General features: G+C 62.9%; 24 protein-coding genes and 2 tRNA genes. 15 read left to right on the forward strand and 11 right to left on the reverse strand.

All coding sequences use genetic code 11. From position 1 onward, the window contains the following. Positions 1–50 precede the first annotated feature (50 nt). The gene (locus tag VDQ28_RS12615; protein WP_323036273.1) at positions 51–479 is read right to left on the reverse strand and encodes a cytochrome C; all 429 of its coding nucleotides are present in this window, start codon (positions 477–479) and stop codon (positions 51–53) included. A 124-nt stretch (positions 480–603) separates the two neighbouring features. Further along, a complete protein-coding gene (locus VDQ28_RS12620) occupies positions 604–1,389 on the reverse strand; it encodes an ABC transporter permease (protein WP_323038119.1) in 786 nt (261 codons plus the stop codon). A 196-nt stretch (positions 1,390–1,585) separates the two neighbouring features. Between VDQ28_RS12620 and VDQ28_RS12625 the strand changes: the two genes are divergently transcribed. After that, positions 1,586–2,245 (forward strand): GcrA family cell cycle regulator, encoded by a 660-nt coding sequence (locus VDQ28_RS12625; protein WP_323036274.1) that lies wholly within the window; start codon positions 1,586–1,588, stop codon positions 2,243–2,245. A gap of 146 nt (positions 2,246–2,391) precedes the next feature. Here the strand turns inward: VDQ28_RS12625 and VDQ28_RS12630 are convergent, their stop codons facing one another. Genes VDQ28_RS12630 through fabI form a run of 3 tightly spaced genes read right to left on the reverse strand, consistent with a single transcriptional unit; the run spans position 2,392 to position 5,357 of the window. Continuing rightward, positions 2,392–4,011, reverse strand: coding sequence for an MBL fold metallo-hydrolase (locus VDQ28_RS12630; RefSeq protein ID WP_323036275.1), 1,620 nt, complete (start codon positions 4,009–4,011; stop codon positions 2,392–2,394). A 5-nt stretch (positions 4,012–4,016) separates the two neighbouring features. Continuing rightward, a complete protein-coding gene (gene gpt, locus VDQ28_RS12635; protein WP_323036276.1) occupies positions 4,017–4,523 on the reverse strand; it encodes a xanthine phosphoribosyltransferase in 507 nt (168 codons plus the stop codon). 3 nt (positions 4,524–4,526) lie between these two features. Then, positions 4,527–5,357, reverse strand: a complete 831-nt coding sequence (fabI, locus tag VDQ28_RS12640) for an enoyl-ACP reductase FabI (protein ID WP_323036277.1) — start codon at positions 5,355–5,357, stop codon at positions 4,527–4,529. Positions 5,358–5,487: 130 nt separating this feature from the next. On the opposite strand from fabI, the gene pdxH reads away from it, so the two are divergent. The 4 genes from pdxH (at position 5,488) to VDQ28_RS12660 (ending at position 7,382) form a co-directional block, all read left to right on the forward strand. Continuing rightward, complete coding sequence (gene pdxH / locus VDQ28_RS12645) at positions 5,488–6,111, forward strand: pyridoxamine 5'-phosphate oxidase (protein ID WP_323036278.1); 624 nt, start codon at positions 5,488–5,490, stop codon at positions 6,109–6,111. 96 nt (positions 6,112–6,207) lie between these two features. After that, positions 6,208–6,738 carry a cold shock domain-containing protein gene (locus VDQ28_RS12650; RefSeq protein ID WP_323036279.1) on the forward strand — a complete coding sequence of 177 codons (531 nt, stop codon included), beginning with the start codon at positions 6,208–6,210 and terminating at the stop codon, positions 6,736–6,738. A gap of 21 nt (positions 6,739–6,759) precedes the next feature. Then, on the forward strand, positions 6,760–7,254 hold the full coding sequence (locus tag VDQ28_RS12655) for a DUF192 domain-containing protein (RefSeq protein WP_323036280.1): 495 nt from the start codon (positions 6,760–6,762) through the stop codon (positions 7,252–7,254). Between the two features lie 51 nt (positions 7,255–7,305). Further along, positions 7,306–7,382, forward strand: a tRNA-Pro gene (locus VDQ28_RS12660). 60 nt (positions 7,383–7,442) lie between these two features. Here the strand turns inward: VDQ28_RS12660 and VDQ28_RS12665 are convergent. Together VDQ28_RS12665 and VDQ28_RS12670 are read right to left on the reverse strand one after the other, a co-directional pair. After that, the gene (locus tag VDQ28_RS12665; RefSeq protein WP_323036281.1) at positions 7,443–8,261 is read right to left on the reverse strand and encodes a DMT family transporter; all 819 of its coding nucleotides are present in this window, start codon (positions 8,259–8,261) and stop codon (positions 7,443–7,445) included. A gap of 1 nt (position 8,262) precedes the next feature. Then, on the reverse strand, positions 8,263–9,387 hold the full coding sequence (locus VDQ28_RS12670) for an aminotransferase class V-fold PLP-dependent enzyme (protein ID WP_323036282.1): 1,125 nt from the start codon (positions 9,385–9,387) through the stop codon (positions 8,263–8,265). 279 nt (positions 9,388–9,666) lie between these two features. Here VDQ28_RS12670 and VDQ28_RS12675 point away from each other — a divergent pair. Then, positions 9,667–9,740 (forward strand) — tRNA-Gly (locus VDQ28_RS12675). A gap of 38 nt (positions 9,741–9,778) precedes the next feature. Here the strand turns inward: VDQ28_RS12675 and VDQ28_RS12680 are convergent. The 3 genes from VDQ28_RS12680 to VDQ28_RS12690 are packed head-to-tail and all read right to left on the reverse strand — an operon-like array spanning position 9,779 to position 11,519. Next, complete coding sequence (locus VDQ28_RS12680; protein ID WP_323036283.1) at positions 9,779–10,984, reverse strand: NnrS family protein; 1,206 nt, start codon at positions 10,982–10,984, stop codon at positions 9,779–9,781. Between the two features lie 20 nt (positions 10,985–11,004). Further along, positions 11,005–11,286, reverse strand: a complete 282-nt coding sequence (locus VDQ28_RS12685; RefSeq protein WP_323036284.1) for a DUF6522 family protein — start codon at positions 11,284–11,286, stop codon at positions 11,005–11,007. Beyond that, complete coding sequence (locus VDQ28_RS12690; RefSeq protein WP_323036285.1) at positions 11,283–11,519, reverse strand: hexameric tyrosine-coordinated heme protein; 237 nt, start codon at positions 11,517–11,519, stop codon at positions 11,283–11,285. The genes VDQ28_RS12685 and VDQ28_RS12690 overlap by 4 nt, the downstream gene beginning before the upstream one ends. Positions 11,520–12,175: 656 nt before the next feature. Between VDQ28_RS12690 and VDQ28_RS12700 the strand changes: the two genes are divergently transcribed. The 9 genes from VDQ28_RS12700 to VDQ28_RS12740 all read left to right on the forward strand — a co-directional run bounded on the left by VDQ28_RS12700 (position 12,176) and on the right by VDQ28_RS12740 (position 23,092). Then, positions 12,176–12,610, forward strand: a complete 435-nt coding sequence (locus VDQ28_RS12700) for a hypothetical protein (RefSeq protein ID WP_323036286.1) — start codon at positions 12,176–12,178, stop codon at positions 12,608–12,610. Next, positions 12,610–13,776, forward strand: a complete 1,167-nt coding sequence (locus VDQ28_RS12705; RefSeq protein WP_323036287.1) for a hypothetical protein — start codon at positions 12,610–12,612, stop codon at positions 13,774–13,776. The genes VDQ28_RS12700 and VDQ28_RS12705 overlap by 1 nt, the downstream gene beginning before the upstream one ends. A 216-nt stretch (positions 13,777–13,992) precedes the next feature. Beyond that, entirely contained in the window at positions 13,993–15,063 is a 1,071-nt protein-coding gene (recA, locus tag VDQ28_RS12710) for a recombinase RecA (RefSeq protein WP_323036288.1), read from the forward strand. Next, positions 15,053–15,628, forward strand: a complete 576-nt coding sequence (locus tag VDQ28_RS12715; protein WP_416349376.1) for a hypothetical protein — start codon at positions 15,053–15,055, stop codon at positions 15,626–15,628. Before recA ends, VDQ28_RS12715 begins: the two co-directional genes overlap by 11 nt. 114 nt (positions 15,629–15,742) lie before the next feature. Next, complete coding sequence (gene alaS / locus VDQ28_RS12720; protein WP_323036289.1) at positions 15,743–18,394, forward strand: alanine--tRNA ligase; 2,652 nt, start codon at positions 15,743–15,745, stop codon at positions 18,392–18,394. A 2-nt stretch (positions 18,395–18,396) separates the two neighbouring features. Next, positions 18,397–18,699 (forward strand): DUF1330 domain-containing protein, encoded by a 303-nt coding sequence (locus tag VDQ28_RS12725; protein ID WP_323036290.1) that lies wholly within the window; start codon positions 18,397–18,399, stop codon positions 18,697–18,699. A 245-nt stretch (positions 18,700–18,944) separates the two neighbouring features. After that, positions 18,945–19,739 carry a class II glutamine amidotransferase gene (locus VDQ28_RS12730; RefSeq protein ID WP_323036291.1) on the forward strand — a complete coding sequence of 265 codons (795 nt, stop codon included), beginning with the start codon at positions 18,945–18,947 and terminating at the stop codon, positions 19,737–19,739. Then, entirely contained in the window at positions 19,736–20,656 is a 921-nt protein-coding gene (locus VDQ28_RS12735) for a fatty acid desaturase (protein WP_323036292.1), read from the forward strand. The genes VDQ28_RS12730 and VDQ28_RS12735 overlap by 4 nt, the downstream gene beginning before the upstream one ends. A gap of 72 nt (positions 20,657–20,728) precedes the next feature. Then, positions 20,729–23,092: an ATP-dependent helicase gene (locus VDQ28_RS12740; RefSeq protein WP_416349377.1), complete on the forward strand. Its 2,364-nt coding sequence runs from the start codon at positions 20,729–20,731 to the stop codon at positions 23,090–23,092. 411 nt (positions 23,093–23,503) lie between these two features. Here VDQ28_RS12740 and VDQ28_RS12745 read toward each other — a convergent pair whose 3' ends face one another. Continuing rightward, on the reverse strand, positions 23,504–23,728 hold the full coding sequence (locus tag VDQ28_RS12745; protein WP_323036293.1) for a DUF1127 domain-containing protein: 225 nt from the start codon (positions 23,726–23,728) through the stop codon (positions 23,504–23,506). Between the last annotated feature and the right edge of the window lie 35 nt (positions 23,729–23,763).

Genomic DNA, 23,763 nt, shown 5'->3' on the forward strand with positions numbered 1-23,763 from the left:
GCAAACGCCCCACCAGAATGGCGGGGCGGATGTTGTCGAGGCGATCGGCCTTATTCAGCGGGCGCAAGGCTTTCCAGATAGGCGTACATATCTTCAGCCCCCGAACGCAGACGGAAGTTCATGGCCGAGCGCACGCTATCGTCGTCCAAATGGTGGCGCAGGAATTCGGTCGTATCTGTCATGTATTCGACAAACAGTTCTTCGGTCCAAACCGCACCGGTCGCACCATAGCGGGCCAACGGTTCGCTGTAGTTGAAGTCTTCGACCGACGCCACGGCGCGGCCAGCAACGCCATACAGATTCGGGCCGGTGCGTCCGCCACGCTGGATGACAGTACCATCATCAGCGGTAATCCCGTGGCAGCTGCGGCATCCACGCCAATCCCGCTCACCGGCGGCAGCGTCACCGGCGAAGGCGGTGGTTGCCGAAAAGCCCATCGTCAAGGCGGTCAATGCGGAAAGAGCGACTGTTTTCATCATGTTGCAAACTCTCTGTTTATGCGGGAATGCTGCGTCCCACGGATAGATATATCCAGCATGTCAGATCATTTTATGTTGTTTTCGAGGGATGGTCCAGAGAATGCAGCGATTTGTCACAGGCTGTTCAGGGTTTCAGGCGATATCCGCGCTTCAACCAGACCCAGGACAGAAGGCACAACGCCAGCGTAGTCCCCAGAGTGACGGTCAGCCCCAGCACCGGATCGCTGTCGGACCGGCCAAGATAGCCATAACGCGCGCCGTCGATCAGATAGAAGATCGGGTTGGCGTGGCTGATGGCGCGCATCAACGGGGGCAGGGCCTCGAGTGTGTAGAACGTGCCCGACAGAAAGGACAGCGGCGTCACCACGAAATTGGTGATGGCGGCAATCTGGTCGAATTTTTGCGACAGGATGCCCGCGGCAATGCCCAGAGCGCCCAACATGCAGGATCCGATCAGCAAGATCACAAAAAGCCAGAGCGGGTTCGCGGGCCAAAGGCCAAGCGCCAGACCGGTGCCAAGAATGATCACCACGGCCACCAGCAGGCCACGCGCCACGCCACCGGCCAGAAAACCCACCACCAGTTCCGCAGGGGACAGCGGTGGCATCAGCGTATCGACGATATTGCCCATCACCTTGGCCCCGACAATCGACGAGGCGGTATTGGCAAAGGCATTCTGGATGACCGACATCATCATGATGCCCGGCGCGAGAAAGGCAATGAAGGGCACGCCCATCACCGGACCGCGGGTGGCGCCCAAGGCCAGCGTGAACACCGCCAGAAACAAACCGGCAGTGACCAGGGGGGCGGCCACGGTTTGCTGCCAGACGGCCATGAAACGGCGGGTCTCGCGCGCGGCGAGGGTCCACAGACCCAACCAGTTGACCCGGCCAAATCGGCGCGCCCCCATCGCCTGATGCGGCGCGCCGACCTGCCGCAGAGAGGTGCCGTCGGGGGCGGGTTGATGGGTCACGGTCATGCGGACTTCTCCATGCTGGGCATTGCCTTCGGTGCGCACCGCTTGTATCTCAGCGTGTCCCCGATACAATAGGGGGAAATGACACACAGGGTCCGATTGGCGGACCCCTTCTTGCGGAGCACCAAGCATGTCCTGGACCGACGATCGGGTCGAATTGCTCAAAACCATGTGGGCCGAAGGCAAATCGGCCTCGCAGATCGCCAAGGAATTGGGGTCTGTCACGCGCAATGCCGTGATCGGCAAAGTACACCGGCTTGGTTTGTCGAGCCGAGGAACCGACAGTTCCGGCAAGGCCGAGGTGAAAGCCGCCGCCGAGGCTCCGGCGGCTGCCGCCCCTGCCAAGGCCGAAGCCCCCGCGCCAAAGCCTGCGCCGAAAGCACCCGAGGCAGAACCGGCCGCGCCCGAGCCCGCGCCCGCGCCGCAGGCCGCAGCGCCCGTGTCGACCCGAGAGCCAGCCCCCGCCGCACCGACGCCGCCGCCCGCGAATGTCACAGTGATTACCGGGCGTCGCCCGATCGTTCCGGCAGGGCAACCCCTGCCGCCTCAACCCTCGGCCAATGAGATTTCCGCGGAAACACTGGCCAGCGTGCGCGAAGTCGAGAAGACCGCGAAAAAGCTGCATCTGATGGAATTGACCGAGCGCACCTGCAAATGGCCGATCGGCGACCCGGCGACGGAAGAATTCTGGTTCTGTGGATTGCCGTCGGTTGCGGGAAAGCCCTATTGCGAGGCGCATGTCTCGGTGGCATTCCAGCCGATGCAAAGCCGCCGCGACCGTCGCCGTTGAGCCTTGTGTTGTTAAACTGAGCCGCGATGCGCGGCAGGTTTCCTGAGCGCCGCCTTCGGGCGGCGCGTGTGTTGAGGGCTCTGCCCTCGCCGCCGTTGGCGGCTCACCCGGGATATTTGGAGAACGAAGACGTGCCGGGTGGTGTGTCAGCCGCCGTGAGTTTCCGACCAGTCATCAAGCGCGCGGCGCACGGCGCGGATCAGCACGTTGCGCGATTTTTCGTCGGTTGTGGTGCTGAGTGATTCGTTCAGGTCGAGGAACAGTTTCGACACGTCATTGTGCCAATCCAGCCGGCCAACCTGTTCCGGGCGGATGCGGGGCTCTGCGGCTTGGGTATTGGCGCGCGGCCCGGCAGGGGTAAGGTCGAAGCCTTCGTCCAGAACCGGGCGCAGCACCGGGGTCTCGGCGAGGCGTGGCGCGATGCGGGCGGCGAGGGCTTCCATCGGGGGTTCTTCGCCATGGGTGAGAAACAAGGCGCCGGAGATCGGGCCTCGGGCGGCGATCCAGGCGTCGAGTTCGGGACCGTCGGCATGGCCCGAGTAAAGGTCAATGCTGCGCAAGCGGGCCCGGACATCGTAGGTATCCCCCTGAATCCGCACGATTCTTGCGCCATCTTGCAAGATGCGACCCAGCGTGCCGTTGGCCTGATAGCCGACGAACAGCACCGTCGCGGCATCCTGCCAGAGCCAGCGTTTCAGTCGATGCCGGATGCGACCCGCTTCGCACATGCCTGACGCGGCGATGATGATGTGGAAGCCGGTCACATAGTCCAGCGCCTTGCTGTCCTCGACGTCATGCGTGAAGTTGAGTTGCGGCGCGTGGAGGGCGCGGTCGAAGGCGGGGCCGTTCTCAAGCGACCTGCTGTGACGGTGAAACACCTCGGTGGCGCGCGAGGCCATCGGGCTGTCCACATAGATCGGAATTTCGGGCAGGTCGCCGTCCGCCATCAGGCGGGTCAGGTCGGAGATCAGCTCTTGGGCGCGCTCGACCGCAAAGGAGGGGATCAGCAGGACTCCATCGGGGCGCATGGCGGCCTTGACCTCGTCGCGCAAGAGGAGGCGGCGCATGTCAACCGAGGCGGACGGGCGGTCGGTGCCGCCATAGGTGCTTTCGCAGATCAGATAATCGACACCCGAGGGTCCCTCGGGGTCTGGATGCAGCAGCTTGTAGGCGGGGCCGATATCGCCGGAAAACAGCACGCGCATCGGTGTGTGATGGCCGGGGATCATCACCTCGAGTTCGACCGAGGCCGAGCCCAGCATATGCCCCGCATTCCACAGCCGGGCCTGAACGCCGGGCAGGACGGTGAACCAGTCGCCATATCCGTGCCCGCGCATCTGGTTCAGGCAGCGTTTGACGTCGTTGTCATCATAGATCGGCGTGATATCTTGGTCTTGCCAGCGCGCACGGCGTCGGTTGAGATGCCTGACCTCCATCGCCTGGATATGGGCGCTGTCGGGCAGCATCACGCCCGCCAGATCCGCGGTTGCGGCGGTGGCGTGAATCACGCCGTCAAAACCGTCATGCACCAGTTTGGGCAACAGGCCCGAATGGTCGATATGGGCGTGGGTCAGGAGCACGGCGTCAATGGCGGAAGGTTTGAACGGAAAGGGCCGGTAATTCAGTTCTTTCTCGGTCTTCGAACCCTGGAACATGCCGCAGTCAATCAAGATGGTTCCGCTGGCTGTCTCAAGCCTGTGGCAAGATCCCGTCACCGCGCGCGCCGCGCCGTGAAAGGTCAGGCGTGGGAAAACCGGTTCGGCCATCCGGATCAATCCGTTCCGCGGAAGGGCTCAACGTATTGCAGCGCCATGTCCCATGGAAAGAAGATCCAGGTGTCCTGGCTGACCTCGGTGATATAGGTTTCCACCAGTGGCTTGCCTTTGGGCTTGGCGTAGACCGTCGCGAAATGCGCTTTGGGATAGAGCGACCGGACCAGTTCCAGGGTTTTTCCGGTGTCCACCAGATCATCGACGATCAACACGCCTTCGCCGCCATTTTCGATGATGTCAGGGTTCGGTGCCTTGAGCACATGCGCCTCGCGCTGCGTCTGTTTGTCGTAGCTTTTCACCGAGACAGTATCGACCACCCGGATATCCAACTCGCGCGCCACGATCATCGCCGGCGCCATGCCGCCGCGGGTAATGGCGACAACGGCGCGCCAGTTGCCATCATCGGGCCCGCGACCCTGCAAGCGCCACGCCAGGGCGCGCGCATCGCGGTGCAGTTGGTCCCAGCTGACATGAAAGCCGCGTTCATGGGGAAGGCGATCGGTCATGGGTTACTCCTTGGCGCCGGGTTGATGAGTGACGGTGGCGATATCCGGCGCGTCGACGGCCTTCATGCCGACGACATGATAGCCTGCGTCAACGTGCAGGTTTTCGCCCGTGGTGCCGCTGCCAAGGTCGGACAGCAGATAGACGGCGGCCTTGCCGACTTCCTCTTGCGTCACGTTGCGGCGCAGCGGCGAGTTCAACTCGTTCCACTTCATGATGTAGCGGAAATCGCCAATGCCGCTGGCGGCCAGCGTCTTGATCGGCCCGGCGGAAATGGCATTCACGCGAATGCCGTCCTTGCCCAGATCCTCGGCGATGTATTTCACCGAGGCCTCCAGCGCGGCTTTGGCCACGCCCATCACGTTGTAATGCGGCATCACCTGCTCGGCACCGTAATAGGTCATCGTCAGCATGCTGCCACCCTTCGGCATCATGGCGGCGGCGCGCTGGGCGACGGCGGTGAAGGAATAGACCGAAATGTCCATCGTCATCATGAAATTGGCGTGCGAGGTGTCGACATAGCGACCGCGCAGCTCGTTTTTGTCCGAGAAGCCAATGGCGTGGACGATAAAGTCGATCTCGCTCCACAGGTCCTTGAGGCCCGCGAACAGGCTGTCGACCGAGGCCATGTCGGCCACGTCACATTCGAACAGGTGCGGTGTGCCAAGGCGCTCGGCCAGGGGCAGCACGCGCTTTTTCAACGCCTCGCCCTGATAGCTGAACGCCAGTTCCGCGCCATGCGACGCCAGCGCCTGCGCAATGCCCCAGGCGATGGACTTGTCGTTGGCGAGTCCCATGATCAGGCCTCGTTTGCCCTCCATTAGTCCTGCTGACATCGTGCTCTCCGGAATTCATGAAATCTGTCTCAAGCATTAGGCCAAAGGTTACAGCGCATCAAGGGTGTGCGCTCTTGCAAGATACCGGGAAAACTTGCGAGGGTGTGGCGTGACAGTTGAGGGGGACCCCATGACCAGTTCCGCAGACGCGCAGCAGCGCACCGGGATTTTTGCCGGCGACGATCCGTTTGCCATTGCCCGCTCTTGGCTTGCCGAAGCGGACGCGAGTGAACCCAACGACCCGAATGCCATAGCGCTGGCGACGGTGGATGCCGACGGCCTGCCCAATGTGCGCATGGTGTTGTTGAAAGAGATCGAAGACGCCGCGTTCGTTTTCTACACGAATTACAACAGCGCCAAGGGGCAGGAGATCGCGCAGTCGGGCAAGGCGGCGTTTGTGATGCACTGGAAATCGCTGCGTCGGCAGGTTCGGGTGCGCGGCGTGGTCACCCGCGAGGACGGCCCGCAAGCCGATGCCTATTATGCCTCGAGGTCGCTGCAATCCCGGCTTGGCGCATGGGCGTCGGACCAGTCAAAACCATTGACGTCGCGTGGATCGCTCATGGCGGAGGTCGCGAAACTGGGTCTGAAACATGGAACAAATCCGCCAAGACCGCCATTTTGGGGCGGTTTTCGGATTGTACCACTGGAAATCGAGTTTTGGGCCGATGGCGCGTTCCGATTGCATGACCGTTTCCGCTTTCAGCGACGCGGAACCGGTGACCCGTGGCAAATAGCCCGCCTGAACCCGTGAAATTGGCGCTTCGTGAATTGTAACCGGGTGGGAAATGGTGCAAAATGCAACGAAGCAAACCGCCAAGGTTGATTTCGAATTGGGTTGGGACAGTCAATGGTCGAGATGGAACGGTGCATGCCACGCATTCGTGGAAGTATTAAATGGTTTGATCCTGCAAAGGGATTTGGCTTCATTGTCTCTGACTCTGGCGGCCCGGACATTTTGCTTCACGTCAATGCATTGCGCAACTTCGGGCAGAGTTCTGTCTGTGATCGGGCGGGGATCGTCGTATCGGTTCAGGAGACCCAGCGCGGCCTGCAGGCGGTGGAGGTGTTCGAGGTCACGCCACCCGCCGGCGAGAACGACAGCGATCCGATGGGGCTGGCTCTCTATTCCGCGGATGCGTCGCACCTGCCGCTGGAACCGGCCCGGGTGAAATGGTTCGACAAGGTCAAGGGCTTTGGCTTTGCCAACATCTTCGGTCGGCCGGAAGATGTGTTCATTCACATGGAAGTGTTGCGCAAATCCGGCTTTGCAGAGCTACAACCGGGTGAAGCCGTGGGCTTGCGAATCAGCGATGGTGAGCGGGGCCGCATGGCTGTGGCCATCGCGTCGTGGGAAGCGGCGCTGAACAAGAACACCTAAGTCCTGAGGGAAAACACCGCTATGATGCGCAAGATCTGGGCCAGCGGCGTGTTGGTATTCGGGCTGTTGTTGTCGGGGGCTTCGGGGGTTTCGGGGGCGGCGGCTGAATCCTGCGCCGAAAACCGGGTCACCCTGCGCGGCCCCAGTGGGCAGGCGTCCTTCGCGGTCGAAATCGCCGATACGGATGCAGAACGCGCAACCGGCTTGATGCACCGCGCGGCGATGCCGCGCTTCTCGGGGATGTTGTTTGTCTTCGAGGCGCCGCAGCGCGCTGTTTTCTGGATGGAAAACACGCTGATTCCGCTCGATATGCTGTTTCTCGATGACGCGGGCGTCGTGCAAAGGCTTCATCGCAACGCGATTCCCCTGGATCGCACGGGTATCGATGGCGGTGACGGAATTCGCTATGTGCTGGAAATCAATGGCGGAATGTCGGATGTTTTGGGTCTCGATGTGGGCGCAGAGCTGCGTCATCCAGTGATTGATCAGGAAACGGCAGCCTGGCCCTGCAACTAAGTGATAGTTTGCCCTTTTCAGCGCCGGAAGCATGGGCTATGAGGCGCAAGTCGGGGCGTGGCGCAGCTTGGTAGCGCGACGGTTTTGGGTACCGTAGGTCGTAGGTTCGAATCCTATCGCCCCGACCATTTCAAGCAAATCTGGGTCTCCGGCCATGTGGTGCAGCGCATTTTGCTGCGTTGTGTGCGTTATCGCCGCGCGGGAAACACGGCCATTGCCACGCCGGCCAAGACCACGGCACAGGCCAACGCAGCCGTTGTGCTCAGGGTTTCGCCCAGCAGAATGACGCCCGCAACAATGGCGATCACCGGAACCGTGAGTTGCACCACTGCCGCCCGCGCCGCGCCCAATTGTGGCAGCACCGCATACCAGACTGCATAGCCCAGCCCCGATGTCAGCGCCCCTGACGCGACCGCCAGCGCCAATCCGGTGGTGCTGGGCGCACCCCAGCCAAAGGGCAGCGTCGCGGCCCCGACAATCGGCACCGCCAGCAGGAAATTTGCCGCCGTGGCGCACACCGGATGCGTGGCTTTGCGACCCGCGAGCGAGTAGAGGCCCCAACCCAGGGCCGCGCCCCCCATCAACAGCGCCGGAAGAAGCGCGGGCGCACCCTCGGACCCTGGCCACAACAGCACGCCCAAACCGACCAGCGCCACAGCCGCCCCGGCAAAGCGGCGCAGGGGTGGGCGCTCTGCGCCGATCACCGCGCCGGTCAACATGGTCAATTGTACGCCCGCAAACAAGATCAGCGCGCCAATGCCCGCGTCGATCGCCAGATAGGCCAGCGAGAACCCCACCAGATAGAGCGACAGCGCCAACGCCGGGCCAAGATTGGCCCATGTCGGGCGCGCTTGGGCCAAGACGGCCAACACGACGGCCCCGGCGCAGACGCGGATCAAGGCAAACGGCATGGCGCCGATTTCCCCCGTGCCAACGGCCGCGCGGTTCAGCAAGGAATTGGCGGCAAAGGCCACCATCACCAAAACCGTCGCGAGCAACAGCCGCATTTCAGGCCACGGCGTCGAGTGCGGCCTCCAACCGCGCCAGCGTTCCGGGCACGTCCTTGAGCTTGTCCAGGCCGAACAGTCCGATGCGGAAGGTCTTGAACGCCGGTCCCTCGTCGATCATCAGGGGCACGCCCGCCGCGATCTGGAACCCGGCCTTGGCAAAGGCGGAGCCGTTTTGCAGGTCGGCGCGGTCGGTGAAGCACACGATGACACCCGGTGCGCCGAACCCCTCGGCGGCAATGGGTTTGTGGCCTTTGCGGGCCAACAACGCGCGCGCCGAGTCGCCCAGCTCGAATTGCGCGGCGCGTGCCGCCTCGAACCCCATGTCGCGCGTTTCTAACATCGCATCGCGAAAACCGACCAGCGCGTCGGTTGGCATCGTGGCGTGATAGGCATGGCCGCCGTCCTCATAGGCTTTCATGATCGCACGCCATTTCTTCAGGTCCAGCGCAAAGCTGTCCGAGGTGGTCGCCTCCAGCCGTTCCTCGGCGCGCGGCCCCATGACCACGATCCCCGCCGAGGGCGAGGCGCTCCAGCCTTTTTGCGGGGCCGAGATCAGCACATCGACGCCCAGATCGGCCATATCGACCCAGGCACAGCCCGAGGCAATACAATCGAGCACCATCAGTGCGCCCACCTCATGCGCGGCCTCGGCCATGGCCCTGATATAGTCGTCCGGCAGGATCAACCCGGCCGCCGTTTCCACATGCGGCGCAAAGACCGCACTGGGCTGGACCTCGCGGATCTTGGCGGTGACCTCACGGATCGGGGCCGGGGCAAAGGGCTCGGTGGCGCCGTTGCCGGTGGCGCGCGCCTTCATCACCGTTTCGCCGTCGGGCATCTGGCCCGCGCCGAAAATTGCGCTCCAGCGGAAGCTGAACAACCCGTTGCGGACCACCAGCACGTCGCCACGGCCGAACTGGCGCGCGACGGATTCCATCGCATAGGTGCCGCCACCGGGGATCAGCGCGACAGAGGTGCCGTTATACACCTCTTTCAGCAAGCCCGACACGTCGCGCATGACCTGCTGGAACCGGGCCGACATATGGTTGAGCGAGCGGTCGGTAAAAACCACCGAGAATTCATCAAGCCCGCCGGGGTCGATGTGATCATGCAATGCGGTCATGGGGTGTCTCCTGTTCCGGTTTCGGTCAACCTATTGCGCTGTCCTGTCGGGTGCAACGGGGATGGAGATCGCGCCGGGCGCATTCCGGCCAACGGCCACGATTCCGGCACGAATCGTTGCCGGCTGCCAAACCACACGCGCAGGTGCGGTGGTTCGGATCGGTGCATCGGCTGACCCATGACGGTTTTCAGCGGGTTCAGGATTCGACCGACGTGGCGGGCTTTCCTGGCGCAGACACTTGACGCCGGAAAGCCCATGACTTAGCTAACAATCCGTAGCGCGGGCGTTGTGTAATGGTAAGACCTCAGCCTTCCAAGCTGATGACGCGGGTTCGATTCCCGCCGCCCGCTCCACTCTCCGAACATCGCGATCTGACCATGCCGCGCTCCTTTTAGCGCCGGGCAGGTCTCGGCTTCAAAAGGCATGGCCCGTAGGCAATGGCAAAGCCGAGGAACGCCGCGATCCACAGGGTTCCGGCCAGCATATAAAGCGCCATCGCCTGCCCATCCCAGATCGCCGCCGCGAGCCGGGCCAGCACCGAGCCGACCAGAAACACATAGATCGCCAGCGTTCCGCCACCCGCATGAAGGCTTTGGCCGGTGTGTCCCAAAGTGGCGCGGGTCATCATCGCCAGGGTCATCAGACCAAAGGCCCCGGCCATCCACAGATGCTGCGTGGCGATGGCCGGAAAGATATCAGGCCGCAAAATCGCCAACCCCGCCAAAATCGCGCCGAGCGGCACAAATGCATAGCCCAGATGGAGCACCCAAAGCAGCGCCTCGGCTCCGGTCTGAAGCCCCTGCCAGCGCAGCAAGCGAACCGTGTGCAGCATGCCGATGATCAGCAGCGCGCCGCCCGCAATCATATGGGCGGGTGCGATGATCCAGCTCAGCAAGGCCAGACCGGTGGCCCACAGGACGACCTTGTCAAAGACCTGCATCGGCGGAACGGGCAGGCGTTCGGCCTTGCGCTGCGCCAGCCAGTTGCGGGTAAAGGACGGAACCACGCGGCCACCAATGACACAGATCATCATGATGACGGCCGCGACGCCGATCCTCAGGCCGATCCCCTGTGCGGCGATATCGCCGCGTGCGGCGTCGATGTGGAACAGCAGATTTGCCAGTGCATAGACCGCCAGAAGCGCCACGACGACAAGGTTGCGCCAGTTCTTGCCGGCAAAGATCTCGCGCAGGATGACGCCGCCGAGCGCGATGGGAAAGGCAAGGTCAATGACCTCGGCGACCCCGAGCGGCCAGAGCGCGGAGGTGGCGATTGCGATGCGTCCTGCCACCCAGATCGAGAACAGCGCCGCGAGGTTCCAGCCGACGACCGGCAGGCGCCCGGTCCAGTTGGGGACGGCGGTCAGCAAGAACCCGGCGATGATCGCGCTGAGGTAGCCGAACAGGAATTCATGCGCGTGCCAGGAGACCGGTTCAAACCGGGTTGGCAGCGTGAACGTGCCGGCCAGCAGAAAAATCCACACCAGCATGGCAAGGGCAGCCCAGACGGCGCCAAACAGGAAGAACGGGCGGAAGCCGAAAGAGAACACCGCCGGGCCCTTCCATTGGCGACTGAGTTCGGACGTTGTTTGGGTCATCGGGGCACCTTGGGGTTGGCTCAGCGTGTTTGCGGGGTGGTGGTGGGGCGGGCGCGGGCGGGAAAGCGTGTTCGATTGAGGACGTGTCCCGCCTGATCGACCACAAATCGGACGGTCTGATCGCGGTAGTGAAAGGTCAGGCGGGAACGGCCCGCATCGTCATCGACGCCGGCTTCGCAGATCGAGGTGATCTGTTCGGTGCGCAGCAGCGGTTGGATGTCTTCGGGGTTCAGATTGAAGGCTTCGGCAAGCAGGGTCGCGTCGATGACAAACCCGTCTTGATTGACCTCGACCCGGGTCATGACGCGGTGTCTTTCCAGTATCCGTTGGCGGCGGCGACGGTGGCGAAATTGGTGGCAACGACCTGGCTGGAGGCGATCAGGGCGTCGAAATTCTCGGCGTATTCGGGGCGCAGTTTCTCGCGGATCGCGGCGTCTGGTTGGGTCAATTTGACGGCGACGCGGCTGAGTTTGACGGCCAGATCGTAGCCTTCTTGCGGGGTTTTCGTGATCAGGGAGGGGAGCCAGACAGTCATGGATCGGTCCTTTCAAATGCGCGGGATGGACGGGGTGGGTCAGAAAATGCGCCCTTGAGAACTACGCCTCGAAGGCGGGCGTTTCCAGTGGCGGCGCTTGAAATAGTTTAGGTTTTTGATGTGGGCGGAAAATCGCCTCGATTGGCGGGGGCTGAGGGCCTCTCGGGTCCGATTTCCCGCGGGGGACGGCTTTTGTCCCACGGGGGGACAGGTTTGACAGTGAGGAAAATCAATAGGTTGACTTGCGGCGTTAACCAGCGCTTAGGGATTTCCCACGGCTTTGGGCCATCGCCCCGGGCGGATGAAACCACGTCCGAGAATGCAACCGCCGAACCCGCCCGCAAACCCGCGACAAATCGCGCATCATGCGGGGCGGCCCCTGAGAGCACCGTCACGCGACGGGTAGCGGCGGGCCGCGAACCCGTGCCATGCTGCACCCTGCCGCGCGCGTCTGTTTGCGTGGGCGTCGAAATCAGGCCATGGATTTACGCGATGACGGAGCACTTGATAGACCTGCCGCAGACCCTGTCGTTTCGGCTTGATGGCAAAACGGCCCTGATGACCGGGGCGGGCAGCAGCATCGGGCTGGGCTGCGCAGTGGCCTTGGCTGGCGGGCCAAATTTGACAGGCGTGGTTTTGACAGGCGTGGTTTTGAGATGAGATTTGTATTGGCCTTTGTCACGGCGGTTGGCGTCATCATCACCCTTGGCGGGCTGATTGCGGGCGAGCGTTTGGGTTATGCCGCCCCGGTCACGGCCATCGCGGGCTTTTTCCTGTGGCGCAATCTGCGCGACCCAGAGGTGGGCCGAAAACAGGGCCTGCGGGCGCAGGTGACGTTTTTCTATGAGGCGGGCGACGGGGTGACCGGGTTTGGCACCTTTGGCCGCGTCAAATCCCATAAAGGTGTGTGGCATGTCGCGCTGGATCGCCCGCCCGAGCGCGGAGATTTCACCATGCACGGGGTTGCGCAGCGCGGCTGGGTCTGGCTGGATCAGGCAGGGCTGCCGCAGCGGGTGCGGATCAACTACGGCACAACGTGGAAATCCTGGCCGGTGCTAAGCGCCGCAGTCGAGAGCCATAGGGGGGTGTGATGGTGGGAACGCAAGGCTTGGCAAAGGCGGCGCGGCACCGTGTTTTCGCGCTGATCGCGGCGGTTGCCAGTGTGACCGGGCAGGGGGCCTTGGCGCAAATGTGGCAGAGCCGCACCAGCGACAACGGATCGCTGGTTTTTGGCGCTGCATCGCTGTCGGACCATGCCTTGTCCTTTGCCTGTACTGCACCCTCCGCGCAGGGATTGCCCCTGATACAAACCGGAAGCCACGAAAGCCACCGGTCCGATCCATTCGAGATGTATATCGGTTTCCTCGACAGCCTGTTCGTGTGGGCGCCACCGTATCAGCAGCACAACGTCGTTCTGCGCGTTGGAAATACCGGCTTCGTCTTGCCCGGGTTCGACCTGAACGAGTTGCAGGGAACGGCGGTCAGTCTGCCCATGACGCATGACCTTGTGCAGGCGCTTTATGGTGCAACATCGCTGGAACTGGTGACGCCTCAAGGTGTTGTTCACAGGTTTCCTGTTGCCGGCCTTGGCGCGGCGCTTCAACCGGCGATGCGTTTCTGTGTAGACCGCTGGGCCGAGATGGGGCACCGGATTCCGGCGGCGTTGAACCGAACGCCGCCCGTGGTCGAGGCCCCCGTTTCGCCGCAACCAAATACGCCGAGTGCCGGGATTCCGCGGTTTTTCCTGCCGGTGGGTGCGGTGCCGACTCCGCCCGGTCTTGGCGCGTTGCCGCAAGGTGTTCGGCCGATGCCACTGCCGGGATCGGCCTCTCCGGTTATTCCACGGTTCAACACGGCCCCGGTCGCGGCGCATTCCATTGCCACATTGCCACCGGTGATCCCGCAGTATGTTCGCGAGATGTGCGGCGGCGCGGCGCGCATCGAGGACTCCGCCTTGCGTCATGCGCAGGATTTTGATGGCGACGGCGTGTCGGATTATGTGATTCATTATACCGGCGTTTATTGCCAACCCGACAACAGGCGCGGCTTTTGCGGCGCGGCCAATTGCTCGATCGAGGTGTTCCTGTCCAGTCGGAACTATGCGCGCCCCTTTTCGTTTCTGGGCCTCGACGTGAACGCGGGGCAGGCGGCAGACGGGCGCTGGGGCTTGCATTTATCCGGCACGCCGTTCATCTGCGCCGACGGGTTCTGCGATGGTCTCTGGGTGTGGAATGGCCAGACCTTTGCGCAAAACTAGGGGTTGATGCGGGCCGTTCGGCCCCGGGTTTGGCGCAATGGGGCGCCGAGATTTGGCGATCCGGCATCAAGGGTTTCTTAACCAATTGTGCGAAAAGATGCGGTGGTGAAAACTTCGCTTGAATTGTTCCTGCTTTGTCCCCATAAAGAGTGGAACACTTCAGGAACAAACCATGCATTGCTGCCCCGGTGGGGCTATGAAATAAGAGGTCAACCCATGGCAACTGCGAGCCTTCTCGATATGACCGACAAACGTACCGCCGACAAACAAAAGGCGCTTGATTCCGCGCTTGCCCAGATCGAACGTCAGTTCGGCAAGGGCTCCATCATGCGCCTGGGGGGCGACAATCCGTTCCCCGAGATCGAGGCCACGTCCACCGGTTCGCTGGGCCTGGATATCGCCCTGGGGATCGGCGGCTTGCCCAAGGGGCGGATCATCGAAATCTATGGTCCAGAGAGTTCCGGCAAGACCACGTTGACACTGCATGTCATTGCAGAAGAACAGAAAAAAGGCGGTATCTGCGCCTTTGTCGATGCCGAGCACGCGCTGGATCCGCAATATGCCAAGAAATTGGGCGTCAATCTGGATGAGCTGTTGATCAGCCAGCCGGATACCGGCGAACAGGGGTTGGAAATTGTCGATACGCTGGTGCGGTCGGGCGCGGTCAGCCTTGTGGTGGTCGATTCGGTCGCGGCGCTGACGCCGAAATCGGAACTCGAAGGCGACATGGGTGATTCGAGCATGGGGGTACATGCCCGCCTGATGAGTCAGGCGATGCGCAAACTCACCGGCTCGATCAGCCGCTCGAACACCATGGTGATCTTCATCAACCAGATCCGCATGAAGATCGGCGTGATGTTCGGCTCGCCCGAGACCACCACCGGCGGCAACGCGTTGAAATTCTATTCCTCCGTGCGCCTGGACATTCGCCGCATTGGATCGGTCAAGGATCGCGATGAAATCGTCGGCAACGCAACCCGCGTCAAAGTCGTGAAAAACAAGGTTGCACCGCCGTTCAAGCAGGTCGAATTCGATATCATGTATGGCGAGGGTATCTCGAAAACCGGCGAATTGCTGGATATCGGGGTCAAGGCTGGCGTGGTCGAAAAGTCGGGGTCGTGGTATTCCTATGGCGATGAACGGATCGGTCAGGGGCGCGAAAACGCAAAGATCTATCTGAAAAGCAATCCGTCAACGGCGCTGGAGATCGAAGACAAGATCCGCGCGGCAAACGGGTTGGATTTTCAGATGTCGCATGAGGACAGCACCGAGGTGCTTGACGAGTGAGGCCGCGGTGACTCAGGCGACAGCCACAGAACTCATGGCGGCGATCCCGCATATCCTGGCCGCCCCCAAATCCGGGGCGGCCATCGAGATGCTGTGCCATCGCCCGGCGTATAACCAGCGCGCCTTCGTGGACCGGTTGCGCGTGACCCGCGCGCAGGGCATCCCGGGCGAGCGGTGGGAAACCAGCCCCTGGCTGCGATTGGCGGATGGGTCGGGCCATCCCGGGATCCAGATCTCGATCCTGCAAAAGCGGGTGCTGGACTTGGTATGGCGTGATCGTGAGACGGTTTTGCACCCCGGCGATACCTTTATTGCCGATATGGATCTGTCCGAGGAAAACCTGCCGGTCGGGCAGGTGTTGCAGGTCGGCGAGGTCGTGTTGCGGGTGTCGGATGTGTTCAACGAGGCCTGCGTGAAGTGGAAAGCGCGCTATGGTGCGGCGGCCAAGGACTGGGTCACGGCTCCGGGCCATCCGAAACTGCGCCTGCGCGGCGTCTTGTGCAGCATCGAGCGGGATGGCGCGTTGCGCAATGGCGATCTGGTGACCAAGATCGGCGCGATCTGAACGCGGCGCGACGCGTGTCCTGTGGACAGGCCCCCGTCGAGCGGATAAAACCCGCCCCGACTGCCCCACGACAGATTGGCTGGGGCCGAAAGCGCTTCAGGAAAGACAAAGCCCATGGCCAGCCTAAACGATATCCGTTCAACGTTTCTTGAGTATTTTCGCGGTCAGGGCCACGCTGTCGTTGACAGCTCGCCCCTGGTGCCGCGCAATGACCCGACATTGATGTTCACCAACTCGGGCATGGTGCAGTTCAAGAACGTGTTCACCGGGCTGGAGCACCGCGACTATACGCGCGCGACAACCTCGCAGAAATGCGTGCGCGCGGGCGGCAAACACAACGACCTGGACAACGTGGGCTACACCGCGCGCCATCATACATTCTTTGAAATGCTGGGAAATTTCAGCTTTGGCGATTATTTCAAATCCGACGCGATCCCCTTTGCCTGGGAACTTCTGACCCGGGAATTCGACATCCCCAAGGAACGCCTGCTGGTGACGGTCTATCACACCGACGATGAAGCGGCGCAAATGTGGAAGAAAGTCGCCGGGCTGACGGATGACCGGATCATTCGCATCCCGACCGATGACAATTTCTGGCGCATGGGGCCGACCGGGCCTTGTGGCCCCTGCACCGAGATCTTTTTTGACCACGGCGACAAGATCTGGGGCGGCCCTCCGGGTTCCAAGGATGAGGATGGCGACCGGTTCATCGAAATCTGGAACCTCGTGTTCATGCAAAATGAACAGTTGGACGATGGCCGCCTGATCGACCTGCCGAACCAGTCGATCGACACCGGCATGGGGCTGGAGCGGATCGGCGCGCTGTTGCAGGGCAAGCACGACAATTACGACACCGATCTGATGCGCGGCCTGATCGAGGCCTCGGCCAATACCACCGATGGCGACCCCGACGGGCCGGGCAAGATGCACCACCGGGTGATCGCGGATCACCTGCGCTCGACCTCGTTCCTTATCGCCGACGGGGTGATGCCGTCGAACGAGGGGCGCGGCTATGTGCTGCGCCGGATCATGCGCCGGGCCATGCGGCACGCGCATATGCTGGGCGCGCAGGATCCGGTGATGTATCGGTTGGTGCCGGCGCTGGTGCGGTCGATGGGCGGCCATTACACCGAGCTGAAACAGGCGGAATCGCTGATCACCGAGACGCTGAAGCTGGAGGAATCGCGGTTCCGTCAGACGCTGGATCGCGGGTTGAAGCTGCTCGACACCGAGTTGACGAAGCTGCCCGAAGGCGCGACCCTGCCGGGCGACGCGGCGTTCCGGCTCTATGATACCTTTGGTTTCCCGCTGGATCTGACGCAGGATGCGCTGCGCGAAATGGGACGCGCGGTCGACACGGCGGGTTTCGAGGCGGCGATGGCCGAGCAAAAAGCCAAGGCGCGGGCCTCGTGGTCTGGCTCGGGCGAGGCGGCCAATCTGGCGGTCTGGTTCGAGCTGGCCGACAAGCACGGCGGCACCGAATTCCTGGGCTACGACACCGAAACCGCCGAGGCGCAGGTTCTGGCGCTGGTGGTCGATGGGAAGGTTGTTCCAGAGGCAACGGGCGAGGTGCAGATCGTTGTCAACCAGACACCGTTTTATGCGGAATCGGGCGGTCAGGTCGGCGACACGGGCTATGTGCGCTGGGACGGCGGCGAAGCGGTGGTGCGGGACACCAAGAAGATGAACGGCGTGTTCGTGCATCTGGCGACGGCGACGGGGGCGGCGCTGAAACCGGGCATGGCGGTCAAGCTGGAGGTGGCGCATGATCGCCGCCGGGCAATCCGCGCCAACCACTCGGCCACGCACCTGCTGCACGAAGCGCTGCGGCGGTGCCTTGGCGATCATGTCGCGCAGCGCGGATCGTTGAATGCGCCGGATCGGTTGCGCTTTGATTTCAGCCATCCAAAGGGCGTCGAGGCCGGGGAATTGGCGACGGTCGAGGCCGAGGTCAACGCCTTCATCCGCCAGAACGCGCCGGTGCAAACCCGGATCATGACGCCCGATGATGCGCGCGCCATCGGGGCGCAGGCGTTGTTCGGCGAGAAATATGGCGATGAGGTGCGGGTCGTGTCGATGGGCACGCTGGCCGGGTCGGGCAAGGGCAGCGACGCCAACACCTATTCACTGGAATTGTGCGGTGGCACGCATGTGATGCGCACCGGGGATATCGGCGCCTTTGTCCTGCTGGGCGATTCCGCGTCCTCATCGGGCGTGCGCCGCATCGAGGCGCTGACCGGCGAGGCCGCGCTGGCGCATTTGCGGCTGCAAGATGCGCGTCTCGTTGAGGTGGCGACGGTTCTGAAATCGCCGATTGCCGAGGTTGTCGAGCGGGTCAAATCGCTCTCCGAGGAGCGCCGCGCCTTGGTGAATGAGGTGGCGCAGCTCAAGCGCGATCTGGCGATGGGCGGGAGCGCCGGGGCGGGCGTCGAGGCGCGCGATATCCAGGGCGTGAAGATGATTTCGCAGGTGCTGACAGGCGTTTCCGGCAAGGATCTGCCGGCAATGGTGGACGCGCTGAAGGAAAAGCTCGGGTCCGGCGTGGTCTTGTTGATCGCCGACACGGGCGCGAAACCGGCGGTTGCGGCGGGGGTCACGGCGGATCTGGTGGCGCGGCTGTCGGCGGTTGATGTGCTGCGCGCGGCGGTTGCGGCGCTGGGTGGCAAGGGCGGCGGCGGTCGCCCGGACCTGGCGCAGGGCGGCGGCGTGGATATTTCGGCGGCGGATGCGGCCATCACAGCGGCCGAGGCCGTAGTCGGAGGATAAAAATGCCAAAAGCTCTGTGGATTGCCCATGTCGAGGTCACGGACCCCGAAGCCTACGGGCGCTATGCCGCGCTGGCGACGGCGGCGATTGCGAAAAATGGCGGCAAATTCATCGCCCGCGGTGCGCGCTATGTAACGCTGGAAGGCGCCGACCGGCCGCGGCATGTGGTGGCGGTGTTTCCGTCGCTGGAGGCGGGTGAGGCGTGTTATCACTCGCCTGACTATCAGGCGGCACTGGATCATGCGCGCGGGGCCTCGGTGCGCGACCTGGTGGTTGTCGAATTGCTGGATGACGCGGATTTGTGAGGGGTAGGGCCCAGGTCGGCACGTTTTTTTGACCCGATTTTCCGAAAATTGGTGTAGATTGCCGCGCACAAGACCATCGAGGGACGGATGATTGATCACAGGACGCGTATCTTGCGCGCGCACGCTTTGCGTTTGGCGGGCGATTTGCGGCCCTTCTTCATGTCCTGTTATCTTTTTGACCGGAAACTGACGTGAGCCGGGTCAACCACCGGCGTCGCGTGCGATCTGAAAAACGGGGACACTGAATGTGCCGTTGGGCAGCCTATATCGGGGAACCGATTTTTCTTGAGGATATCGTCAGCCGCCCGGGCCATTCGCTGATCCGGCAAAGCCATTGCGCCACGCAATGCGCCAGCGCGATCAACGCCGACGGGTTTGGCATTGCCTGGTATGGCGAGCGGCCTGAGCCGGGGCTGTATCGCGATATCTATCCGGCCTGGTCGGACCCCAATCTGCGGGCCCTGACGGCGCAGGTGCGCTCTGGCCTGTTTCTGGCGCATGTGCGGGCCTCGACCGGCACCGCGACCAGTCGCAACAACTGCCACCCGTTTGTCGTCGGGCGCTGGACTTTCATGCACAACGGCCAGATCGGCGGCTATGAGACGTTTCGCCGGGACGCGGATATGCTGATCCCCGAAGCCCTGTACCCCCATCGCAAGGGCGCGACCGACAGCGAGGCCTTGTTTCTGGTGGCGTTGGCCGAGGGGTTGGACAGCGATCCGCAAGGCGCGTTGGAGCGCGCGGTGACACGGCTGGTGTCGCTCAGTCTGGCCAAGGGCGCCGCGCCGCATCTGCGGTTGACGGCGGCGTTTACCGACGGCGAGACGCTTTATGCGGTGCGCGCCGCCAGCGATGATGTGGCACCATCGCTGTGGCACCGTTGGTCCGAAAGCCGGGGCGGGCGCGCGGTTGTATCTGAGCCTCTGGAGGCCGACGAAGACGGATGGGAGGCCATTCCACAGGGATCGTTCTGCATCTTCCGGGGGGACACGGTCGAAATTCACCCGTTCCTGCCCCTCGCCTTGCGCGACGCGGCGTGACCCGGGCAGGCAATGCAAACCGCGCTCGCGCCGTGACGCATGTCGAGTTTCTGTCCACCCTTCCCGCCGAGACGCGGGCATCGCTGATCGCGCGCTCTGCCGCGCGCGGGCTGTGGCATCTGGCAGGGCACGCTGGCGCGATTGTGCTGACCGGGGGGCTGATTGCCTCCGGGGTTCCGGGCTGGTGGCTGTTGCTGCCGGTGCAGGGCGCGCTGCTGGTGTTCTTGTTCACGCTGGAGCATGAGTGCACGCACCGCACGCCATTTGCTTCGGATGACCTGTGCGACCGGGTGGGGCAGGTCTGCGGATTTGTGCTGATCAACCCGTTCCTGTGGTTTCGCTATTTCCATCTGGCGCATCACCGATTCACCAATCTTGAAGGGCAGGACCCGGAATTGGCGGGGCCCAAGCCGCAAACCCGTGCGCACTGGGCGTGGCATGTGTCGGGCCTGCCGCTGTGGGGTGCGTCGATCAGAACGGTGTTTCGCCTGGCGTTTGGCCGTGAGCACGACACTTATGTGCCGCAGCGCGCGCGCGCCAAGGTGACCCGCGAGGCGCGGGGCATGGTGCTGCTCTATGCCGCCGCCGGGCTGTCGCTGTGGTGGTCGGATGTCCTGCTCTGGGTCTGGATCGTGCCGGTGCTCATGGGGCAACCGCTGCTGCGGCTTTATTTGCTGGCTGAGCATGGCGATTGCCCGCATGTCGTTGATATGTTTGCCAATACCAGAACGACTTTCACCACGGCGCTGGTTCGGTTCCTGGCGTGGAACATGCCGTATCACGTTGAACACCATGTTTTCCCGAACGTGCCGTTCCACAATCTGCCCCGCTTGCACGGCCTGATCCGCGATCATTTGCAGGTCACGTCTGACGGATATGTCGCCTTTACCCGTGAATATCTGGCGCGGAGACGGTAGAGCGGGGCAACAGTCAAGGCTTGCGCGCGCGGCTCAAGACGGGCATGACAGGAACAAGTGGGGAACAACGGCATGAGCGATCAGAATTCGGGCCCAAGCTTGTCGCAACTGGCCATGGCGGGGGCCGTGTCACAGACGCAGGGGCGCTATCTCGACGGATTGAACGCCGCGCAACGCGACGCTGTCGAGGCGTTGGAGGGGCCGGTCTTGATGCTGGCGGGGGCTGGCACCGGCAAGACCCGCGCGCTGACCGCACGAATCGCGCATTTGATCGCCACGGGCACCGCGCGTCCTCATGAAATCCTGGCGGTGACCTTTACCAACAAGGCCGCGCGCGAGATGAAATACCGGATCGGCCAGCAGATGGGCGATACGGTCGAGGGCATGAAATGGCTGGGCACCTTCCATTCGATCGGGGTCAAGCTTCTGCGCCGTCATGCGGAATTGGTGGGGCTGAAGTCGAACTTTTCCATTCTCGACACGGATGATCAGTTGCGGTTGCTCAAGCAGCTGATCCGCGCCCAGAATATTGATGAAAAACGCTGGCCCGCGCGCGCCTTGGCCGGGTTGATCGACGGCTGGAAAAACCGCGCCTGGCGGCCCGAGGCGGTGCCCGCCTCCGAGGTCGGCGCATTCAGCAACCGCGGGACCGAGCTTTATGCGGCGTATCAGGACCGGTTGCGCACGCTGAACGCCTGCGATTTCGGCGATCTCTTGCTGCATGTGGTCACGATTTTTCAGCAAAACCCGGATGTGCTGGCGCAATATCAACGCTGGCTGCGCTTTATCCTGGTGGACGAGTATCAAGATACCAACGTCGCGCAATATCTGCTGCTGCGGCTTTTGGCGCAGCGCCATTCAAATATTTGCTGCGTCGGTGATGATGATCAGTCGATCTATGGTTGGCGCGGCGCCGAGGTGGGCAATATCCTGCGGTTCGAGCGCGATTTTCCCGGGGCCAAGGTCATCAAGCTGGAGCAGAATTACCGCTCGACGCCGCATATTCTGGCGGCGGCCTCGGGGGTGATCGCGGGCAATCAGGGGCGGCTGGGCAAGACCCTGTGGACCGAGTTGACCGAGGGCGAAAAGCTGCGTCTGATCGGCCACTGGGACGGTGAGGACGAGGCGCGCTGGATCGGCGATGAGATCGAGGCGCTGGAGCGCGGCGCGCGCGGCATGGCGCCGCAGTCGTCCAATGGCATGGCGATTCTGGTGCGCGCCAGCCATCAGATGCGCGCGTTCGAGGATCGGTTTCTGACCATCGGCTTGCCCTATCGGGTGATCGGCGGCCCGCGGTTCTATGAACGCCTGGAGATCCGCGATGCGATGGCCTATTTCCGGCTGGCGGTGACGCCGACCGACGATCTGGCGTTCGAGCGGGTGGTGAACAACCCCAAGCGCGGGCTGGGCGACAAAGCGGTGCAGACCATTCAACGCTGCGCGCGCGAAAACGACGCGTCGCTGTTGCAAGGCGCGGCGATTGTGCTGCGCGACGGGCTGTTGGGTGGGCGCGGTGCGTCGGCGCTGCGGGCGTTCATCGAGGATATGGCGCGCTGGCACGATGCGGTCAAAGCCGGTCAGGATCATATCGCGCTGGCCGAACGGATGCTGGACGACTCGGGCTACACCGCCATGTGGCAGGCGCAAAAGACGCCCGAGGCCGAGGGGCGGCTGGAGAACCTCAAGGAATTGATCAAGGCGCTGGAGAATTTCGACAACCTGCAAGGGTTTCTGGAGCATGTCGCACTGATCATGGACAATGCGACCGAGGACACGACGGAAAAAGTCACCATCATGACGCTGCACGCGGCCAAGGGGTTGGAGTTTCCGGTGGTATTCCTGCCGGGCTGGGAGGACGGGCTGTTCCCCAGTCAACGCAGTCTGGACGAACAGGGGGTCAAGGGCCTCGAGGAGGAGCGGCGGCTGGCTTATGTCGGCATCACCCGCGCCGAGGAGTTGTGCGTGATCTCGTTTGCCGCCAATCGGCGGGTGTTCGGGCAGTGGCAAAACCAGTTGCCGAGCCGCTTCATTGATGAATTGCCGCCCGAGCATGTCGATGTGCTGACGCCGCCGGGCCTTTATGGCGGCGGGTTCGGCGCGGCGGGCATGGCACGCAAACCGGTGTCCGAGGCCGCGTTGGACGAGGACTCGCTGGAAAGCCGCGCGGCCAAGGCGGATGTTTACAACGCGCCGGGCTGGAAACGGATGCAATCGCGCAGCCGCGATACCATCTCGACAACGCCGAAACGCGCAGCCGCGCAATCCGAGACGCATTTTTCCGCCGGCGAGCGGGTGTTCCACCAGAAATTCGGCACCGGCACCGTGGTGGCGGTCGATGGGGATAAACTGGCGGTGGCGTTTGATCAGGCGGGCGAAAAGCACATTGTGGCGCGGTTCGTGCTGCCGGCCGATGGTATGGATGACGTGCCGTTCTGAACGATCGCGACCAGACCCAATAAAAAGGCGCGACCGCCGGGGAGAGATCGGCAGTCGCGCTATCGGCGAGATCGGGGGAGGACCGATCATCGCGTCCTGGTGAGGTGCCAAAACACCTGCAATTTCGGGATGCGGCAACCTGTGAGGATTGCCGCACCAACACGGGGTGCCTTGGCGGCAAGACCGGACACCCGCGTCCTGGTTGGGGCTGTAGGCCCCGAATTCGGGGCGCGGTTGCCAGGGAGGAGGAGAGGCAACCGCGCCGGAGTTGGTGTCGGCTCAAGGGAGGAGCGAGCCGCAGCAACGATGTGGAACGACCGCCGGGAGGAGAAGAGCGGCAGTTCCGTTCACGATCAGCCCAAGGGAGGAGAGGGCCGTCGATCTGGTCACGAGCCCAGGGGCCCGGAATTCTTACAGGTCGTCACGACCATAGGCGGCTTCGTAAGCGATCCGCGAAATCATGTTGCGATTGATGCCGATGTCGGCCAATTCGTGGCTGCTCAGGGCTGCCAACTCGCGGCAGGTCTGCGTGTAGACCCGCGACCGATTCCATGCGGTGCGCAACGACGATGCTGCGGCAATGATTTGTCCAAAGAAGCCTGAAACGCCGTGCGATGTTGCGGAAGCGTAAGCCATGGTGTTCTCTCTTTCTTCATCAGCCAGCGGGGTTT

This window comes from Pararhodobacter sp., assembly GCF_034676545.1.
Lineage (GTDB): Bacteria > Pseudomonadota > Alphaproteobacteria > Rhodobacterales > Rhodobacteraceae > Pararhodobacter.

What these genes read in the sequence shown, in the direction of transcription:
- VDQ28_RS12705 (WP_323036287.1), top strand. Translation starts at nt 12,610, where the DNA reads ATGGTGGGAACGCAAGGCTTGGCAAAGGCGGCGCGGCACCGTGTTTTC.
- VDQ28_RS12670 (WP_323036282.1), bottom strand. Translation starts at nt 9,387, where the DNA reads ATGACCGCATTGCATGATCACATCGACCCCGGCGGGCTTGATGAATTC.
- VDQ28_RS12615 (WP_323036273.1), bottom strand. Translation starts at nt 479, where the DNA reads ATGATGAAAACAGTCGCTCTTTCCGCATTGACCGCCTTGACGATGGGC.
- alaS (WP_323036289.1), top strand. Translation starts at nt 15,743, where the DNA reads ATGGCCAGCCTAAACGATATCCGTTCAACGTTTCTTGAGTATTTTCGC.
- gpt (WP_323036276.1), bottom strand. Translation starts at nt 4,523, where the DNA reads ATGACCGATCGCCTTCCCCATGAACGCGGCTTTCATGTCAGCTGGGAC.
- pdxH (WP_323036278.1), top strand. Translation starts at nt 5,488, where the DNA reads ATGACCAGTTCCGCAGACGCGCAGCAGCGCACCGGGATTTTTGCCGGC.
- VDQ28_RS12650 (WP_323036279.1), top strand. Translation starts at nt 6,208, where the DNA reads ATGGTCGAGATGGAACGGTGCATGCCACGCATTCGTGGAAGTATTAAA.
- VDQ28_RS12620 (WP_323038119.1), bottom strand. Translation starts at nt 1,389, where the DNA reads ATGGGGGCGCGCCGATTTGGCCGGGTCAACTGGTTGGGTCTGTGGACC.
- VDQ28_RS12665 (WP_323036281.1), bottom strand. Translation starts at nt 8,261, where the DNA reads ATGCGGCTGTTGCTCGCGACGGTTTTGGTGATGGTGGCCTTTGCCGCC.
- recA (WP_323036288.1), top strand. Translation starts at nt 13,993, where the DNA reads ATGGCAACTGCGAGCCTTCTCGATATGACCGACAAACGTACCGCCGAC.
- VDQ28_RS12745 (WP_323036293.1), bottom strand. Translation starts at nt 23,728, where the DNA reads ATGGCTTACGCTTCCGCAACATCGCACGGCGTTTCAGGCTTCTTTGGA.
- VDQ28_RS12725 (WP_323036290.1), top strand. Translation starts at nt 18,397, where the DNA reads ATGCCAAAAGCTCTGTGGATTGCCCATGTCGAGGTCACGGACCCCGAA.
- VDQ28_RS12700 (WP_323036286.1), top strand. Translation starts at nt 12,176, where the DNA reads ATGAGATTTGTATTGGCCTTTGTCACGGCGGTTGGCGTCATCATCACC.
- VDQ28_RS12730 (WP_323036291.1), top strand. Translation starts at nt 18,945, where the DNA reads ATGTGCCGTTGGGCAGCCTATATCGGGGAACCGATTTTTCTTGAGGAT.
- VDQ28_RS12655 (WP_323036280.1), top strand. Translation starts at nt 6,760, where the DNA reads ATGATGCGCAAGATCTGGGCCAGCGGCGTGTTGGTATTCGGGCTGTTG.
- VDQ28_RS12690 (WP_323036285.1), bottom strand. Translation starts at nt 11,519, where the DNA reads ATGACTGTCTGGCTCCCCTCCCTGATCACGAAAACCCCGCAAGAAGGC.
- VDQ28_RS12625 (WP_323036274.1), top strand. Translation starts at nt 1,586, where the DNA reads ATGTCCTGGACCGACGATCGGGTCGAATTGCTCAAAACCATGTGGGCC.
- VDQ28_RS12630 (WP_323036275.1), bottom strand. Translation starts at nt 4,011, where the DNA reads ATGGCCGAACCGGTTTTCCCACGCCTGACCTTTCACGGCGCGGCGCGC.
- VDQ28_RS12685 (WP_323036284.1), bottom strand. Translation starts at nt 11,286, where the DNA reads ATGACCCGGGTCGAGGTCAATCAAGACGGGTTTGTCATCGACGCGACC.
- fabI (WP_323036277.1), bottom strand. Translation starts at nt 5,357, where the DNA reads ATGTCAGCAGGACTAATGGAGGGCAAACGAGGCCTGATCATGGGACTC.
- VDQ28_RS12680 (WP_323036283.1), bottom strand. Translation starts at nt 10,984, where the DNA reads ATGACCCAAACAACGTCCGAACTCAGTCGCCAATGGAAGGGCCCGGCG.
- VDQ28_RS12740 (WP_416349377.1), top strand. Translation starts at nt 20,729, where the DNA reads ATGAGCGATCAGAATTCGGGCCCAAGCTTGTCGCAACTGGCCATGGCG.